Origin of the sequence: Sphingomonas sp. HDW15A, from assembly GCF_011301715.1 — a bacterium.
Taxonomy (GTDB): domain Bacteria; phylum Pseudomonadota; class Alphaproteobacteria; order Sphingomonadales; family Sphingomonadaceae; genus Sphingomicrobium.
The window spans coordinates 1,336,866-1,352,090 of sequence record NZ_CP049870.1 but is presented as its reverse complement, the minus strand read 5'-3'; the positions used below and the strand labels follow the sequence as shown (position 1 = coordinate 1,352,090).

General features: G+C 61.5%; 15 protein-coding genes and 1 pseudogene. 10 read left to right on the top strand and 6 right to left on the bottom strand.

Annotated features, from left to right (window positions below; all coding sequences use genetic code 11):
• Window positions 1–2: 2 nt before the first annotated feature.
• From gcvH to G7076_RS06965, 6 genes and pseudogenes are all read left to right on the top strand, one after another.
• Window positions 3–374: a glycine cleavage system protein GcvH gene (gene gcvH, locus G7076_RS06990; RefSeq protein ID WP_166201552.1), complete on the top strand. Its 372-nt coding sequence runs from the start codon at window positions 3–5 to the stop codon at window positions 372–374.
• Window positions 371–1,120: a class I SAM-dependent methyltransferase gene (locus tag G7076_RS06985; RefSeq protein WP_166201550.1), complete on the top strand. Its 750-nt coding sequence runs from the start codon at window positions 371–373 to the stop codon at window positions 1,118–1,120. The genes gcvH and G7076_RS06985 overlap by 4 nt, the downstream gene beginning before the upstream one ends.
• A complete protein-coding gene (gene gcvPA / locus G7076_RS06980) occupies window positions 1,120–2,478 on the top strand; it encodes an aminomethyl-transferring glycine dehydrogenase subunit GcvPA (RefSeq protein ID WP_166201548.1) in 1,359 nt (452 codons plus the stop codon). The genes G7076_RS06985 and gcvPA overlap by 1 nt, the downstream gene beginning before the upstream one ends.
• Window positions 2,475–4,069, top strand: a pseudogene (gcvPB, locus tag G7076_RS06975) (aminomethyl-transferring glycine dehydrogenase subunit GcvPB). Before gcvPA ends, gcvPB begins: the two are co-directional and overlap by 4 nt.
• Window positions 4,069–4,533: an ABA4-like family protein gene (locus G7076_RS06970; RefSeq protein WP_166201546.1), complete on the top strand. Its 465-nt coding sequence runs from the start codon at window positions 4,069–4,071 to the stop codon at window positions 4,531–4,533. Before gcvPB ends, G7076_RS06970 begins: the two are co-directional and overlap by 1 nt.
• 21 nt (window positions 4,534–4,554) lie before the next feature.
• Complete coding sequence (locus G7076_RS06965; protein ID WP_166201544.1) at window positions 4,555–5,211, top strand: DUF938 domain-containing protein; 657 nt, start codon at window positions 4,555–4,557, stop codon at window positions 5,209–5,211.
• On the opposite strand, the gene G7076_RS06960 is transcribed toward G7076_RS06965, so the two are convergent.
• Complete coding sequence (locus tag G7076_RS06960) at window positions 5,171–5,806, bottom strand: phosphatase PAP2 family protein (protein ID WP_166201542.1); 636 nt, start codon at window positions 5,804–5,806, stop codon at window positions 5,171–5,173. The genes G7076_RS06965 and G7076_RS06960 overlap by 41 nt on opposite strands.
• 50 nt (window positions 5,807–5,856) lie before the next feature.
• Here G7076_RS06960 and G7076_RS06955 point away from each other — a divergent pair, with 50 nt between their 5' ends.
• Window positions 5,857–6,270, top strand: coding sequence for a PilZ domain-containing protein (locus tag G7076_RS06955; protein WP_166201540.1), 414 nt, complete (start codon window positions 5,857–5,859; stop codon window positions 6,268–6,270).
• A gap of 9 nt (window positions 6,271–6,279) precedes the next feature.
• Here G7076_RS06955 and G7076_RS06950 read toward each other — a convergent pair whose 3' ends face one another.
• Window positions 6,280–6,915 carry a PilZ domain-containing protein gene (locus G7076_RS06950; RefSeq protein ID WP_206367510.1) on the bottom strand — a complete coding sequence of 212 codons (636 nt, stop codon included), beginning with the start codon at window positions 6,913–6,915 and terminating at the stop codon, window positions 6,280–6,282.
• A gap of 1,214 nt (window positions 6,916–8,129) precedes the next feature.
• On the opposite strand from G7076_RS06950, the gene G7076_RS06945 reads away from it, so the two are divergent.
• Window positions 8,130–9,131 (top strand): BsuBI/PstI family type II restriction endonuclease, encoded by a 1,002-nt coding sequence (locus tag G7076_RS06945; protein ID WP_166201536.1) that lies wholly within the window; start codon window positions 8,130–8,132, stop codon window positions 9,129–9,131.
• On the opposite strand, the gene G7076_RS06940 is transcribed toward G7076_RS06945, so the two are convergent.
• On the bottom strand, window positions 9,124–10,731 hold the full coding sequence (locus G7076_RS06940) for an Eco57I restriction-modification methylase domain-containing protein (protein ID WP_166201534.1): 1,608 nt from the start codon (window positions 10,729–10,731) through the stop codon (window positions 9,124–9,126). The genes G7076_RS06945 and G7076_RS06940 overlap by 8 nt on opposite strands.
• Before the next feature lie 194 nt (window positions 10,732–10,925).
• Window positions 10,926–11,417, bottom strand: coding sequence for a 2-amino-4-hydroxy-6-hydroxymethyldihydropteridine diphosphokinase (gene folK, locus G7076_RS06935; RefSeq protein WP_166201532.1), 492 nt, complete (start codon window positions 11,415–11,417; stop codon window positions 10,926–10,928).
• 23 nt (window positions 11,418–11,440) lie between these two features.
• Here folK and G7076_RS06930 point away from each other — a divergent pair, with 23 nt between their 5' ends.
• Both G7076_RS06930 and lysA read left to right on the top strand, forming a co-directional pair.
• Window positions 11,441–12,115 carry a uracil-DNA glycosylase gene (locus tag G7076_RS06930; protein ID WP_166201530.1) on the top strand — a complete coding sequence of 225 codons (675 nt, stop codon included), beginning with the start codon at window positions 11,441–11,443 and terminating at the stop codon, window positions 12,113–12,115.
• 8 nt (window positions 12,116–12,123) lie between these two features.
• Window positions 12,124–13,386 (top strand): diaminopimelate decarboxylase, encoded by a 1,263-nt coding sequence (lysA, locus tag G7076_RS06925; protein ID WP_166201528.1) that lies wholly within the window; start codon window positions 12,124–12,126, stop codon window positions 13,384–13,386.
• Here lysA and aguB read toward each other — a convergent pair.
• Both aguB and G7076_RS06915 read right to left on the bottom strand, forming a co-directional pair.
• Window positions 13,383–14,234 carry an N-carbamoylputrescine amidase gene (gene aguB, locus G7076_RS06920; RefSeq protein WP_166201526.1) on the bottom strand — a complete coding sequence of 284 codons (852 nt, stop codon included), beginning with the start codon at window positions 14,232–14,234 and terminating at the stop codon, window positions 13,383–13,385. The two genes, lysA and aguB, sit on opposite strands and share 4 nt — an antisense overlap.
• On the bottom strand, window positions 14,231–15,208 hold the full coding sequence (locus tag G7076_RS06915) for an agmatine deiminase family protein (RefSeq protein ID WP_166201524.1): 978 nt from the start codon (window positions 15,206–15,208) through the stop codon (window positions 14,231–14,233). Before G7076_RS06915 ends, aguB begins: the two co-directional genes overlap by 4 nt.
• Between the last annotated feature and the right edge of the window lie 17 nt (window positions 15,209–15,225).

Below are 15,225 nucleotides of genomic sequence, written 5' to 3'. Positions count from 1 at the left end.
CGATGAGCCTCTATTTCACTAAGGACCATGAGTGGATTCGCCTCGACGGCGAAGTCGCGACCGTTGGCATCTCCGAACACGCCCAGAATGCGCTCGGCGACATCGTGTTCGCCGAGGTGCCCGAAAGCGGCAAGCAATTGAAGAAGGGCGACGACGCCGCCGTGGTGGAAAGCGTCAAGGCCGCAAGCGACGTCTACGCCCCGGCAACGGGCGAGGTCATCCAGGGCAATGGCGCGGTCGCCGACGACCCCTCGCTGGTCAACACCGATCCCGAAGGCAACGGCTGGTTCTTCACCATGAAGCTCGCCGACACGTCGGAGCTCGACGGCCTGATGGATGAGGCCGCCTACCGCGAATATTGTTCAACGCTTTGAGCGACGCGCCTGCCTCGACCTCTCAGTGGGATGCGGAGGCCTACGCCCGTGTCGGCGGTTTCGTGCCGACCCTGGGCCAAGCGGCGCTTGAGCTTCTCGATCCGCAGCCGGGCGAGCATATCCTGGATGTCGGATGCGGCGACGGCACGCTGACCCTGAAGATCAAGCAGCGCGGCGCCGATGTTGTCGGCATCGACAACAATCTCTCGATGATCGCTGCGGCCAAGGCCAAGGGCCTCGACGTGCGCCTGATGGATGCCGCTGAGTTGAAGTTCGCAGAGGCCTTCGACGCTGTTTTTTCCAACGCAACGCTGCACTGGGTCCTGGACAAGGAGCGCGCGGCGCGGGCGATCTGGTTCGCGCTCAAGAACGGCGGCCGCTTCGCTGGCGAAATGGGCGGGGAGGGCAATCTCAAGCATCTGCGCGAGGCCCTGGACGACGTGCTCGTCCTCCACGGCTACGGCCCACCGACCTATGCCGCAAATTGGTACCCTTCGGTCGAGGAGTTCGTCGCCCTCTACGAGCAGGCCGGGTTCAAGGATATCGATGCCCGGCTCGTCGAGCGGCCTACCCCGCTCGAACATGGCGTCGCCGCCTGGGTCTTGACCTTCCGCGCCGGCTGGCTCGACCGCGCCGGCGTTCCGCCCGAAGAACGTCAATCCATTGCCGATGCGGTCGCCGACCGTGTTCAGACCGACGTGGCCGACTATGTCCGCTTACGCTTCACCATGAGAAAGCCGAATTGATGCGATACCTACCGCTGAGCGATTCCGATCGCTCGGACATGTTGAAATTGATCGGCGAGTCGTCGGTCGACGCGCTGTTCCGCGACGTACCCGAAAAAGCGCGGCTGACTGGCCCGATCCACGGCTTGCCCAATCACGCGTCCGAAATGGCGGTCGAACGGCATCTCTCGGCGCTTGCCTCGAAAAATATGGTCGCGGGGCAGGTGCCCTTCTTCCTCGGTTGCGGCGCCTACAAGCATCACGTTCCGGCCTCGGTCGATCACATCATCCAGCGCGGCGAATTCCTCACCGCCTACACGCCCTACCAGCCGGAAATCGCGCAGGGCACGCTTCAGGTTTTGTTCGAATTCCAGACCCAGGTGGCGCGTCTCTTCGGCTGCGAAGTCGCCAATGCCTCGATGTACGACGGCTCGACCGCCTGCTGGGAAGCGATCGGAATGGCGGGCCGTATCACTCGGAAAAAGAAGGCGATTCTTTCCGGCGGTCTTCATCCGCATTACGTCTCGGTCTGCAAGACGATGGCCAGGTTCACTGGCGACACGCTGGAGACTTCGGACCCGAAGCTTGAGGCCGCGACCGATGCCGATGCCCTGATCGCCGCGATCGATGGCGAGACCAGTTGCGTGGTCGTCCAGTACCCGGACATTCTGGGACGGATCGCCGACCTCTCGCCGATTGCCGAAGCGTGCCACGTCAAAGGCGCGCTGCTCGTCGCGGTCGTGACCGAGCCGGTCGCGCTCGGCCTCATCAAGGCTCCTGGCGAGATGGGCGCCGACATCGTCGTCGGAGAGGGCCAATCGATCGGCGTCGGCCTGCAGTTCGGCGGACCCTATGTCGGCCTGTTCGCGACCCGTGAGAAGTTCGTCCGTCAGATGCCAGGCCGCCTCGCCGGTGAGACTGTCGACGCTGAGGGCAAGCGCGGGTTTGTCCTCACCCTCTCGACCCGCGAGCAGCATATCCGGCGCGAAAAAGCGACGTCCAACATTTGCACCAACTCGGGCCTGTGCGCTTTGGCATTCTCGGTCCATCTGACCTTGCTCGGGGAGGCGGGGCTGTCCGCGCTGGCCAAGGTCAATCATGCTCGCGCCGCCCAAGCGGCCGAGCGCCTTTCCGAAATCCCCGGGGTCCGCCTGATCAACGACGCCTTCTTCAACGAATTTGCGCTGGAATTGCCCGTCGAGGCGCGCCCCGCCGTCCATGCAATGGTCGAAAAGGGCGTTTTGGGCGGTGTCTCGCTCGGCCGCCTCTATCCGGGCGTCGACAGGCTTTCCAAGGGATTGGTCGTCGCCGTTACCGAAGTGGTCACCGAAAAGGACATTGAAGCTCTGGAATCAGCTTTGAAGGAGGCCGTGAAGTGAGCACGCTCAATCCTGCAGGCTGGCGCCCCGAATTTCCCGCGGCGGAAACCGCTGCATCTGGTGCTGGCAGCGTGACCGGCAACCGCGCCCTGATGCTCGAGGAGCCCTTGCTATTCGAGATCGGCAAGCGCGACCAGACCGGGGTCGACATCGAACCGGTCCATGGTTCCAGGTCCCGTTTGGGCGGACTGGAGCGCGGCGGCGTCGACCTTCCCGGGCTCAGCGAGCCGGAAGCGGTGCGCCACTACACGCGCCTGTCGCGCCAGAATTACGCTATCGATCTCGGCCTGTTTCCGCTCGGAAGCTGCACGATGAAGCACAACCCGCGCCTCAACGAGAAACTGGCGAGGCTTCCCGGTTTCGCGGACATCCACCCGCTCCAACCCAAGGAGACGGTGAAAGGCGCGATCGAACTCATCAACGAGCTCGCCTTCTGGCTGATCGAGCTTACGGGCATGGAGGGCGTTGCCATGTCGCCCAAGGCCGGCGCCCATGGCGAGCTTTGCGGCCTGCTCTGCATCCGCGCTGCGCTCGAAGCGCGGGGCGACGCGCGCGAGGTCGTGCTCGTCCCCGAATCGGCGCACGGCACCAATCCGGCAACAGCCGCCTTTTGCGGCTACCGGGTAGAGAACATCCCAGCGACGAAGGAAGGGAGGGTGGATCTCGACGCCCTGAAGTCGCGCCTGGGGCCTGACGTCGCGGCCGTGATGATCACGAATCCTAACACCTGCGGCCTGTTCGAGCCGGAGATGAAGGCGATCAGCGACGCGGTCCACGCTGCCGGTGGCTTCGTCTATTGCGATGGCGCCAACTTCAATGCGGTGGTCGGCAAAGTGCGCCCGGGCGACCTTGGCGTCGATGCGATGCACATAAACCTGCACAAGACCTTTTCGACTCCCCACGGCGGGGCGGGCCGGGTTCGGGGCCGGTCGTCCTGTCGAAAGCGCTCTGTCCGTTCGGCCCGCTGCCCTACACGGCGCGCTTCGCCGATGGCACGGTCACGCTGATCGAGGAGGAGGATGCTGCTGAGGCAATGCCCGACAGCTTCGGCCGAATGGTCGCCTTTCATGGCCAGATGGGCATGTTCACGCGTGCCCTGAGCTACATCCTTAGCCATGGCGCCGATGGCCTCAAGCAGGTCGCCGAAGATGCGGTGCTGAATGCCAACTATATTCTGCGCAGTCTTGACGACGTGTTCGATGCGCCGTTCGCATTCAGCGGGCCGTGCATGCACGAAGCGATCTTCAGCGATAAGGGTTTCGCCGAAGGCTTTACGACGCTCGACGTCGCCAAGGCGCTGATCGACGAAGGCTTCCATCCGATGACCATGTATTTCCCGCTGGTCGTCCACGGCGCCATGCTGGTCGAGCCAACGGAAACGGAGTCGAAGGCCAACCTCGACCAGTTCATCGCCGCGCTTCGGTCTATCGCCGGGAAGGCGAAGGCAGGCGATCCCTCGCTCAAGGCCGCACCGGTCCATGCACCCCGCCGGCGGCTGGACGAGACACTGGCCGCCCGAAAGCCGATCCTGGCCTACAAGACGCCGGCTCCGGATGGCGTCAGCGCCGCACCGCTGGTTGGGGGCGGCTAATGAACTGGGACAGCGTCTTTACGATCATCAACGTCGTTGCACTGATCGGCTGGTTGCTGATCGCGGTGGGCCCGCGCGGTCCAAAGACATTGGCCATTGTCCTCTACCTCGGCGTCGGTCTCCTTTGCTTCGTCTATGCGACGATGGTCGTCGGTCTTCATTCCGGATGGTTCGAGTCAAACCGGCTGCCCGGAGCGCCGCCACCGAACTTCCTCGATTACAACATCGCGGGCTTGCGCAATCTGTTCATGAGCGATGGCGGCGTCGTGCTCGGCTGGACGCATTATCTCGCGTTCGACCTGTTCGTCGGCCAGTGGATTGCAAAGGACGCCGACAACAAGAGCGTTTCGAGGCTATTGCAGATCCCTGTCCTGTTTCTGACCCTGATGGTCGGGCCGGTTGGACTGCTCGTCTGGCTTTTCGTTCGGGAGCGACGCGCTCGCCAGGCAGCAAAGCAACCGTGATGTCCCTTCGGATATCGGGCGATGGCTGAGCCGAGCCTGCAGCCTTACACAATGGGCGACCTTGGGGGCTCGGCTCGAAGAAGCGCTCCCGCCGCGGCGCGAAATGTCGAACCAATCGGCGATGTGCTTGCCGAGTGGCTGCCGAAGTCGGGCACCGTGCTCGAGATTGCCAGTGGCACCGGCGAGCATGCCTTGGCATTTGCTCTGCGCTTTCCGGAGCTGACCTGGCAGCCAAGCGACCCGGATCCGCTCGCTTTGGCCTCGATCGCCGCCTGGGCGAAAGACGGGCCGTCCAACCTGCGCTCGCCGATCGTTCTTGACGCTTCGTCGGGGGACTGGCCGCTTTCGCAGGCTGACGCGATCCTCAACATCAACATGGTTCACATCAGCCCCTGGTCGGCGGCGTTAGGCCTGCTCGACGGCGCCGCACGGCTCCTGGATATCGGCGCTCCACTGATAATGTACGGTCCCTGGCTGGAAAAGGATGTCGATCCTGCGCCTTCGAATCTCGCGTTCGACCAAAGCCTTAAAGCCCGGGATTCGAGCTGGGGTTTGCGCCTGGTCGAGGATTTCGCCGCGGAGGCCGAAACGCGGGGCTTTCGCCTTGAAGAGCGCCGTCACATGCTGGCGAACAACCTTATGCTTCTGTTCGTGAAGGAACCCGATCGGTCAGCCTGAAGCGCTCTTGCGCCCAAAGCGCCGCCCAGATCGACAAGGCCGCGAGCATCCAGCCGCCGATGATATCCGTCGGCCAGTGGACACCAAGCCACGGACGTGTCGCTGCGACCATCGCAGCAAGCGCAATTCCTGTAGGCACGGACCACCAGCGATGCCGTTCCGGCAAAGCGAACAGCGCGATCGCGACAAATACCGTCATCGTGTTGGCGGCATGCCCGCTGGGAAAGCTGAAACTGTGGGTCATGACCGGATGCTCGTCGAGTTCCGGCCGCGGCCGCCCGACAAGGATTTTCACTCCGTCCAGCAGCATACGCTCCCCTGCGACGGTGAGGAACAGGAGAAGGGCCGAGCGGCGGCGACCGATTGCGAACAGGATGGCCGCGACGGCAGCACTCAAGGGCAGAAGGACATAAGCATCGCCCAGATGCGTCAGTAGGGCGGGCGCGGCCGTCAACAAAGGGTCGTGAGATCTCAACTTCGCGGCCTCGGCGACGATGGCGAAATCGGCGGAATTTTGCGGACCTCCTGTCCAGCCTGCCAGCAGCAGAATCAAGAAAGCCAGAACAGGGATCACACGCGACCACGAAACTTTCATGGGTCAGTGCCTAAACGAAGATTTTACCCTGCGCTGCTAATATCCGCTTCATGGACGAAAGCAGTTCGAGTCAGAATCGCCGGTCTCGCCGGTCCAATGTGCTGATGTCGGCGACCGTCGAATTCGACGGCGCATCGGTCAAGGCGAAGCTGCGCAACCTGTCGAAGGAGGGTGCGCTTGTCGAAGGCGAAGGCCTTCCGGCGATCGGCCAGCTTGTGACGTTTCGGAAGGGCGATCTCCGCCTTTCCGGCAATGTCGCCTGGCGTGCAGGGAACAGGGCCGGAATCGCCTTCGATCAGCCGCTCGACCCGGAATCGGTCCTCCGCCACGTGCCTGCGCCCCGCCCGAGAATGGCGGCCGACCACCGCCGCCCGCGGCTTCGCGGGCAGGAGTTGACGCCAGGCGAACGCAAGATCGCGGAAGACTGGATTTTCGGAGTGCCGCTGCCGCACGTCGGCGACTGAGCTACTTTTTTACGCGGCTTTCGATTCGTCCCGAATCGCGCGGAGCCATTCGACCAGATCCGGCAACGCTAGCAGCTTGTTGAATGTCAGGCCGATATAGCCTTCGCTCGACCACCTGAGGGCAGCGGCTTGCGCGGGAAGTCCGGGTAGGGTGACAGCCAGATCCGAAGACGGATCGAGCGAAACATTGCCCTGCAATTTCACTCCGCCCTGCGAAACATCGCAAACTCTCAGGCGATGGATGTTCGCACCGTCGCGGACCGTGGCGTAGCAGTCGATCTGCACTCGTGGCATTCGCGGACGGGGACCCGAGTCGGAGGGCGCGAGAACGTCGAGGACGTCGACCGGCCGGTCGAATTCGATCCCTGCGCTCGATCCTTCGATCCAGGAGACCTTGCCCGGAACAGCCATTCCGGTCTTCAACTCGATGATGAGGGGCGCGCCTTCACAGAGCGTGCAATAGGGCCGAATCTGCATGCCGCCGGCCGAGATGTTCTTGATGAGGCAGAGTTCACGGCGACCCTCGATGGTCATCGCACCGACGCGAAACAGGGTGAGGTGGCGCTTGCCGTCGCGGCGGTCGCTGGGCGACGGTGCCTCGTCGTCAAGCGAAATGCTCGTCGTTTCGAGCGACAGATCTTCCATTTCCACTCCCGTCGCATCGCCTCATGCGCTTGCTTTCATGGCTAGATTAAAACCGTTACCGGTTCGTTTCCAACGGCTTCAGATTGGAGCAAGTGAGGATGGGGAGTGCAAAATACTACCGCACCCCTGTCGAGGGTGGTGAGCCGTGCTGGATTCGAACCAGCGACCTACTGATTAAAAGTCGTTCCTATTGTGCCCCAAAAAGTCGCAGTTTTCTGCGTAAAATACTGACTTAAAAGGGTTATCCTGAAGGGTGCAAAAAGGACTGGGAGGACTGTGTGGGACTGTTCGGGCGCAAAAACTCCCACACTGGGTCCCACACTGTAGACCAACTGATCAGAAATCAGTTGGTCGCTAATGGCGGTGCTCAACAACACGCATGCGATGGCGGCTTGCGGATCGTGGAGTGCATATCTAATGGCACGCATGTGGGCCGTTAGCTCAGTCGGTAGAGCAACTGACTTTCGGTGGAAGCCCAGGCGGGAAACTTCCTGGTGAAAAGGTGTCAAACTCGGGGAACCCTTCCGCGTCGCGGCGATGGCAATCCCGAGCCAAGCCCTCGCAATGAGGGAAGGTGTAGAGACTTGACGGCACCCACCTAAACCAGCGCTGCTGGCATGGTGATGAGAAAGTCCAGACTCCAAACGCCCGATTGGGCGGCGGCGAAAGCCGTGGCGGGTATGTAATCAGTAGGTCGCTGGTTCGAATCCAGCACGGCTCACCACTGAATGTCGGATCGGCGACGACGCGCTTCGGCGCGCTCTATCCACAAGTAATGCGCCCAATCTACTTGACAGATTTTCAGTAAAAAATAGAATCGGAGCGTAGCGAAGTAGTTGAAGTCAGCAACGCGCTATCAAGCGCAATGAGGCACTGACCTTTGACGAAAAGCGAAGCGTTTGGCGCTTGATAGCGCGTTGCTGGGAAAAACTTCCGAAAAAAGCAAGTAAATCGGCGAACAAATTTCGCGAACTTCTTGCAGACTTGTTTCTTATCATCGGGTGGCGATCTCGCTTCTTCATCAAAAATATCCTTGCCTGGCTGATTCCAAAGCTATTTGAGGCTTATATTACTTCAGCAATACTACAGATTTTTGGTCAGATTGTCCAGTAAATCTGCCATAAATCGAGCGACTCGGGCCGCGAGTTTTGCTCTTTCGGCTCAACAGCAACTGCGGCTAGGACCGTTGTTCATCCTTCGGAGTAGCTTGTTCGATGGCTTTGCACGATACGATTGGCGAGATGCGACAGCATCGCCTCAAGAAGAACGGTCAAGCAGTGCCCGATGCGTTCCAGGGCGTAACTAAGGATCGGATCAGGGCAGTGCTTCGTCGCCTCGCCCTTGGCGATAATCCTGACCTGATCGACGCGGTGTTCGCCCTCCTGGACGATGAGACGGGGAGTTGGTTTTCGAAACCGCCTGGTGGCGCGCGCTTTGCCGACGGGGCCACAACGGCGCATGTCGCTTGTCATGTCGGCATACTTCAGCGTGGCGGAGGCAAACTTGATCGCGAGGGCCGGGACTATTGGATTAAGCCGCTCCGCGAGCTCGGCGGCATTGAAGCGATCACCCTGGTCAACGGTGAGTTCGTTTCCGGTCATGTGGTCGCGAAGTCGGGGAACTCCTCTTATCGCCTCGACGAAGGATTGCGCGCCATATTGATGGCTCCAGAGCCTGAATGGCCGGCGCTTCTGGCGGACTGGGCGAGCAAAGACGCGGCTCGCGCCCGCCGCGAGTTCCAGGCGCAGGCTGCTGAAGCAGCTCGGGCGCTGGTGGATACCGGCCATAGCGATCTGATCCGCGCGTCGATCGACATTTACGCGGCACGGTTTTTGGCTGGCTATCAGGTCGTTTATGTCGACGACGGCGATGGTGACCGGATCACGGACAAGGACCGTGAGCGGTTCGCCGCTGCCGGCGTCGAGCTCCGCCTAGAAGACGGGATGCCCGATGTGCTGCTCTGGAATCCGGAGACGAACAAACTGTGGGTGATCGAGGCCGTGACGAGCGATGGCGAGGTGGACCTTCACAAGGTCACGGGGATGAAGCGAGTTGCAGAACGATCGGGTAAGGCCGGTATCGACTTTACGACCACATATAGGACCTGGAAGGAAGCGGCAGCGAGGCAAGCCGCGCACGGCAATATCGCCGTGGGTAGCTACATTTGGATCCAGGCTGATCCGGCCAAGCACCTGTTGGTGCGGTCGTTTAACTAAATAGCGTCTCCACGGCCTCGTCGATCTTCTCTTGTGACGGCAAGGTCTCACCGTAGGCATTACCCGCCGCCGCAAGCTGCTCGCGTGTGGGATAGTGTAGGTTTCGGAGGTCGGTGGCGTTGACCTGCGTATGACCGCTGAACATGCGGAAATACTGGTCCACGGCCGTCGAGTTCAGGAACAGGGCCAATCCCCGAGCAAAGTCGGCAGGCAGGCCAGCGCCATTCTCATGGAAGTAGTTCAGATGATTCTCGAAGCCGACATGAGCGGCGTCGATCCTCACAGGATCATAGATCACAGCAACCAGACGACGCTTTTCCTCTTTGGATGTGAACCGTTTTGTCAGGACATAGGTGCCGCGCGGGACGACCTGATCGGCCGTGTAATCATCCAGCATTAGAGCATTATGCTTCCGGAAGCCTGGCCGAGGCCATGAGACAAAACCGTTGTCGAAGTGCGCCGGATAGATCAGCGGCACTGCTCCAAGTTCTGGCTCCTTGCGCAATTGATCACGCGCCCGGAAGTCCACAACACGACCGGTCGAAACAGTAACGCCAAGGTCCTTTAAGCTGCACGGTAACGCTCGGACGCGCTCGGCGAGCACGCTATCAGCGTCCGAAATAGCCAGATGGATGTAACGATGTGGGTCGTTGGGCCGCACCACCTCCGCGAAGGGGACCATTCGACGGGCGATCTTTTCGTCGTTCGGCCCCGCGCTAGATGTAATCGTGACAGTTGCCGGTTGCAGCTCGCCTTTAACCAACCGGTAGATGATGTTTTCCTGGAGGACAGAGTCGTCAGCAAATGCCTTCTTCCGTGACTCGTAGACATGGATCTGACGGAATGCAGCCTGCTCGACGAGCAACTTTCGGAAGGGATCGAAATACCGGCCATTGCAAAAGCTACGCGGAGTGATCGCTACTAGCTGACCACGACGAACCATCTGACCTAGCGCGACGGCGACGAAGGCTGCGTAGAGGTTGCTCGTCTCGATGCCTAAAGTTCGCAGCGCGGCACGCGACTTCGAGCCGCTGTTTATCTTGGCATAAGGGGGATTGAGCAGCGCGCAGTCATATTGTTCCCGCCCCGACATGAGCGGTTCGCTGGAATGGAGCAGGTAGTCGTCACGGATGATCCGCGATGAGAAGTTGATACCGACAGCTTCACATTGATCGGCGCAAGCCAGCAGGGTGCGCTCCAATCTCTCGGCAAGCACCGTATCGACCTCAAAAGTCGTCACATCGAGTGTCGTAGGCAGCTTATCGAGACCGCACACATGATCGACGAATGCGGCGGTGAGTGCACCCATCCCGGCGCCTGCGTCGAGCAGTCGGATTGAATCCGGCAATTCCTCAAAAAGGCCAGCCATAAACGAGGCCACGCTGGCCGGGGTCATGAATTGGCCGAACTCGCTGCGGCGTTTGGGATCCAGGTCCGGTGAAACTTGCAGGCGGGCCTCTTCCGCGTGTGAGCTGCCTGATTTGGCCCGACCGAGGACAGATTGATCGTCAGCAATGAGTGCAGTGTTCGAGTTCACGAAGTTACATTTGGGGCTTTCACGGGCGGGCGCAAGCGAGAAAAAGTCGGACCGAAAATCCATCGACCAACTGCTGTTTCATCAATCCGTTATAGGCGTTTTTCCGCCATTTTTGGGGGTCTGAAGTCCCACACTAAGTCCCACACTGATGTGGAAATTAGGTCAAAAATCGCAGTTTTCTGTCAGTCAGCAGATGCTTAAAAGTCAGTTGCTCTACCGACTGAGCTAACGGCCCGCTTCAATGCAGGGCCTGCCGCTTAGCCTCGTCGGCCGCGCCGGGCAAGGCGCGCGGCGAGGTGGCGCGTGGTAATGCCCCCACGCAGACGCCAGCCGGGCGCGATCGCTGCAAAAGGACCTATTGCAAACGCCCGCTCGGCCAGCCTGGGATGAGGAACCGTCAGTCCGCGCGACGAGAATCGTCCGCCGCTCCACGCCAGAATGTCGAGGTCGAGCACGCGCGGGCCCCAGCGCCGGCCCGGACGACGCCCGTATTCCCGCTCCATCGCCTTCAGTGCGGCCAGCATTGCGTCCGGCGCCATTTGGGACTGCACGAGCGCCACCGCATTGGCGAAATCACGCCCGGCGCCGCCGGCGGCAGGGTTGATGAGAATTGGCGAGGCGTCGAACAGCTCGAAAAACGCATCGAGCATTGCGATTGCCGACTCGACCACTTGTGGTGGGCGGCCGTGGCGGCCGTGTGTCCGGTTCGAGCCGATTCCTATCGCGTAAAGGTGCGTTGCCTCTGCCATCGCCGTGCGCCTAGGTGAAGCCCATGCCGTTCGCCAGTCCCGCCGACCTTTCACCGCTCCCTCACGCCGAGGCCCCGCGCGACTGCCCGCTTTGTCCCCGGCTCGTCGCCTTCCGCCATGCCTGCCGCGAAGAACATCCTGAATGGTGGAACGCGCCGGTGCCGGCTTTTGGCGATCCTGAAGCATGGCTTGCGATCATCGGATTGGCGCCCGGCAAGCATGGCGCGAACCGCACCGGGCGTCCCTTCACCGGCGACTTTGCCGGCGAGCTCCTTTACGCGACTCTTCGCAAGTTTGGCCTGGCGGAAGGCGATTATGGCGCCGATCCGTTGGACGGCCTTCGCCTCAAGGGCGCAGTCATACTCAATGCGGTCAAATGCTTGCCCCCACAGAACAAGACACTGCCAGTGGAAGAGGCGACGTGCCGGCCCTTCCTTGTCGCCGGGATCGAAAGCCTTCCAAAGCTGACCACGTTCATCGCGCTTGGAAAGGTTGCTCATGACAGCCTGTGCCGCACGTTCGAGCTTCCGCTAGCCAAAGCGAAGTTCGCGCATTCGGCAGAGCATGTCTTGCCGGGGAACATGCGGCTTTTCGATAGTTACCATTGCAGCCGCTACAATCAGAACACGGGCCGGCTGAATGCGGCAATGTTCGAATCTGTATTCGGAGCCGCTCTGGCCGCCCGCGGCCGCCGCTGAGGACGAGCATGGACCATTTCGATTACCGCTACGGACAAATGTTTTGCGAGGACGTGCCGCTGGAAACGATTGCCAGCGAGATCGGCACGCCCGTCTACGTCTACTCGACGGCGACGCTTGTCCGGCACGCCCGTGCGATAATCTCAGCGCTGGCAATGCTGGACGATCCATTGGTCGCCTTCGCGGTCAAGGCCAATCCCAATCCGGCAGTGCTAGCGACTTTGGCCGGCGAAGGGCTCGGCGCCGACATCGTTTCCATCGGCGAGTATCGCCGGGCGCGGGCTGCGGGAATTGCGCCATCGAAGATCCTGTTTTCCGGGGTCGGCAAGGGCGCTACCGAAATGGCCGAGGCGCTGTCGGGCGATGTGCTGCAATTCAACCTCGAATCGATTGAGGAAGCCCGAACCCTGTCCCAGGTCGCATCCAGCGTCGGCGGCACCGCGCGGATTGCATTCCGCCTCAACCCCGATGTGGATGCCGGGACACATGCCAAGATCACGACGGGAAATGCCGACAATAAGTTTGGTATTCCGGCAAACCAGGCAATGGAGGCCTTTCGTGCGGCCCGCGAATTGCCGGGCCTAGAGGTGACGGGTGTCACCGTTCACATCGGCAGCCAACTCACGAGCCTCGCTCCGCTCGAGTCGGCGTTCGTTCGCCTGGGAGAGTTGATCGCGGGGCTGAGATCTGACGGGTTCAACCTCAAGATCGCAGATCTTGGCGGCGGGCTCGGCGTGCCATACGGGCCGGGCCAGCCGGAGCCCCCAAGCCCCGATGCCTACGGGCAGATGGTCGCACGAGTGACAAAGGGCTGGAACATGCGCCTGGCTTTCGAGCCAGGTCGCCTTATCAGCGGCAACGCCGGGGTGCTGCTGGCGCGCGTTGTTCGGGTCAAGCCTGGCGAATCCCGTCCGTGGGTCATCGTCGATGCGGCCATGAACGACCTGATGCGCCCGGCGCTGTACGACGCCTACCACCATATCGAGGCCGTGCGCCCTTCCGGAGATAGGACAGTTGCCAACGTGGTCGGCCCAGTTTGCGAAAGCGGCGACACATTCGCCATGGCCCGGGAAATGGATCGGCTGAAAGAAGGGGATCTGCTCGTCTTTCGGACCGCTGGCGCTTATGGAGCCGCCATGTCTAACGGCTACAACAGCCGGGAGCTGACGCCCGAAATCCTTGTGAACGGAGACAATTGGGCGCTGGTTCGGCGGCGGATCGACCTTGCCGAAGCGTCGGCGATGCCGCTTCCGGGTTGGCTAAGCGCCTAGATATCCTGGATTAGGCGCCCGTACAGTTCCGGGCGGCGGTCGCGGAAGAAACCGAAAGCGGCGCGGTGCCGCTTGGCCTGGGCGACGTCGAGAGTTGCAATGAGCACGCCGGTTTCCTCGCGACCGAATTCGGCGAGGATGTCGCCGCGTTCGTCGCAAATGAAGCTGTGCCCATAGAATATCTGGCCGTGCTCGTTTCCGATGCGGTTTGCGGCCACGACCGGCACTACGTTGCTGACCGCATGGCCGATCATCGCGCGGCGCCATAGGCGCGACGTGTCGAGGTCGGGGTCGTGCGGCTCCGTCCCGATGGCGGTTGGGTAGAAGAGGATTTCGGCGCCCATCAGCATCATTGCCCGTGCCGCTTCCGGGTACCACTGATCCCAGCATACGCCGACGCCGATGTTGGTGCCGCCGGCGTGCCATGTCTTGAAGCCGGTGTTGCCTGGCCGGAAGTAGAACTTCTCTTCGTAGCCCGGACCGTCGGGGATGTGGCTCTTGCGGTATACGCCCGCGACCTTCCCGTCGGGTCCGATCATTGCCAGCGAATTATAGTGATGCGGGCCGTCGGCCTCGAAAAAGCTTGTTGGAATCCAAATGTCGAGTTCGTTGGCGAGCTTCTGCATTGCCAGCACGGCCGGATGCTCCTCGACAGGCCTGGCTGTCGCGAACAGGCCCTCGTCCTCGACGCGGCAGAAATACTCTCCCTCGAACAGCTCCGGCGGCAAAACCACCTTCGCGCCCTTGGTTGCGGCCTCGCGGACCAGGTCGCTGACGTTGAGAATATTCTCGTCGATGTTGTTGCCGAATGCGAGTTGGAGCGCGGCGACAGTCAGTTTCTGGCTCATTCGGGCACCTGCTGGCTGATGCAGTGGAAGCTTCCGCCTCCGGTCAGGATATGGTCCGCGCGCAGACCGACGACTTTCCGGTCGGGGAAGATGTCCTGTAGCGCGGCTACTGCTGCGGCATCATTGGGCGCGCCGTAAATCGGGACGACCACCGCGGCATTACCGATATAGAAATTCATGTAGCTCGCCGGGATCGCCTTGCCGTCCTCGTCCTCGATGAGACCGGGCGACGGGATGGCGATGACGTGAAGGTCGGCGTCAAGAAGCCGCTCCGCGGCGTCGGCATAGATCTCGGCATTCGGATCTTGCGGCTCCGCTTCCGGGATAACGACGCGGCCAGGTCCGACGAAACGGGCGAGATTGTCGACATGGCCGTCGGTGTGGTCATTGGCCAGGCCCTCGCCGAGCCAGACGATTTCGCTTGCGCCCAGATCGCGCTTCAGTCGTTCTCCCACGTCTTCCTTGCCGAAGCCGGGGTTGCGGTTGGGATTCAGCAGGCATTGCTCGGTCGTGATGAACCGGCCGCAGCCATCGCCGTCGACAGCGCCGCCCTCCAGGATCCAGTCCGACTTGGCGTAGGGAAGGGCAGCCCCCTTCGCCAGCCGCTCGCCGATGCTATCGTCGCCGGATAGGTCGTATTTCCCGCCCCAGCCGTTGAAGCCAAAACCCTGGGCGCGGCGGTCCTTGCCCGTGCCGGTAACGATTGCACCAGTGTCGCGAAGCCAGATGTCGCCGAACGGCTCGACGATGACTTTCGCGAATGGTGCGAGACGGCGCGCTTCTGCTGCGGCGGTTTCGTTCGCGGCAACAAGCCACACCAGCTCGCCAGCTCCGTCGGAATGGACGGCTTCGGCGAACGCGGCGACCTCCGCTTGAGCCGAGGCCAGATCATCCAGCCAAAGCTGGGGATCGCTTGGAAATCCGATCCAGACGGCCTGGTGGGGAGCCCATTCGGGAAGGGGTACGCTGGTCATGAGAGGGCCTCTAACGT

Excerpts from the sequence above, each read along its gene's own strand:
- folK (WP_166201532.1), bottom strand. The coding sequence starts at position 11,417 with ATGGCAGAGGCAACGCACCTTTACGCGATAGGAATCGGCTCGAACCGG.
- lysA (WP_166201528.1), top strand. The coding sequence starts at position 12,124 with ATGGACCATTTCGATTACCGCTACGGACAAATGTTTTGCGAGGACGTG.
- G7076_RS06950 (WP_206367510.1), bottom strand. The coding sequence starts at position 6,915 with ATGGAAGATCTGTCGCTCGAAACGACGAGCATTTCGCTTGACGACGAG.
- G7076_RS06945 (WP_166201536.1), top strand. The coding sequence starts at position 8,130 with ATGGCTTTGCACGATACGATTGGCGAGATGCGACAGCATCGCCTCAAG.
- G7076_RS06965 (WP_166201544.1), top strand. The coding sequence starts at position 4,555 with ATGGCTGAGCCGAGCCTGCAGCCTTACACAATGGGCGACCTTGGGGGC.
- G7076_RS06915 (WP_166201524.1), bottom strand. The coding sequence starts at position 15,208 with ATGACCAGCGTACCCCTTCCCGAATGGGCTCCCCACCAGGCCGTCTGG.
- gcvH (WP_166201552.1), top strand. The coding sequence starts at position 3 with ATGAGCCTCTATTTCACTAAGGACCATGAGTGGATTCGCCTCGACGGC.
- G7076_RS06970 (WP_166201546.1), top strand. The coding sequence starts at position 4,069 with ATGAACTGGGACAGCGTCTTTACGATCATCAACGTCGTTGCACTGATC.
- G7076_RS06960 (WP_166201542.1), bottom strand. The coding sequence starts at position 5,806 with ATGAAAGTTTCGTGGTCGCGTGTGATCCCTGTTCTGGCTTTCTTGATT.
- aguB (WP_166201526.1), bottom strand. The coding sequence starts at position 14,234 with ATGAGCCAGAAACTGACTGTCGCCGCGCTCCAACTCGCATTCGGCAAC.
- G7076_RS06955 (WP_166201540.1), top strand. The coding sequence starts at position 5,857 with ATGGACGAAAGCAGTTCGAGTCAGAATCGCCGGTCTCGCCGGTCCAAT.
- gcvPA (WP_166201548.1), top strand. The coding sequence starts at position 1,120 with ATGCGATACCTACCGCTGAGCGATTCCGATCGCTCGGACATGTTGAAA.
- G7076_RS06930 (WP_166201530.1), top strand. The coding sequence starts at position 11,441 with ATGCCGTTCGCCAGTCCCGCCGACCTTTCACCGCTCCCTCACGCCGAG.
- G7076_RS06940 (WP_166201534.1), bottom strand. The coding sequence starts at position 10,731 with ATGGATTTTCGGTCCGACTTTTTCTCGCTTGCGCCCGCCCGTGAAAGC.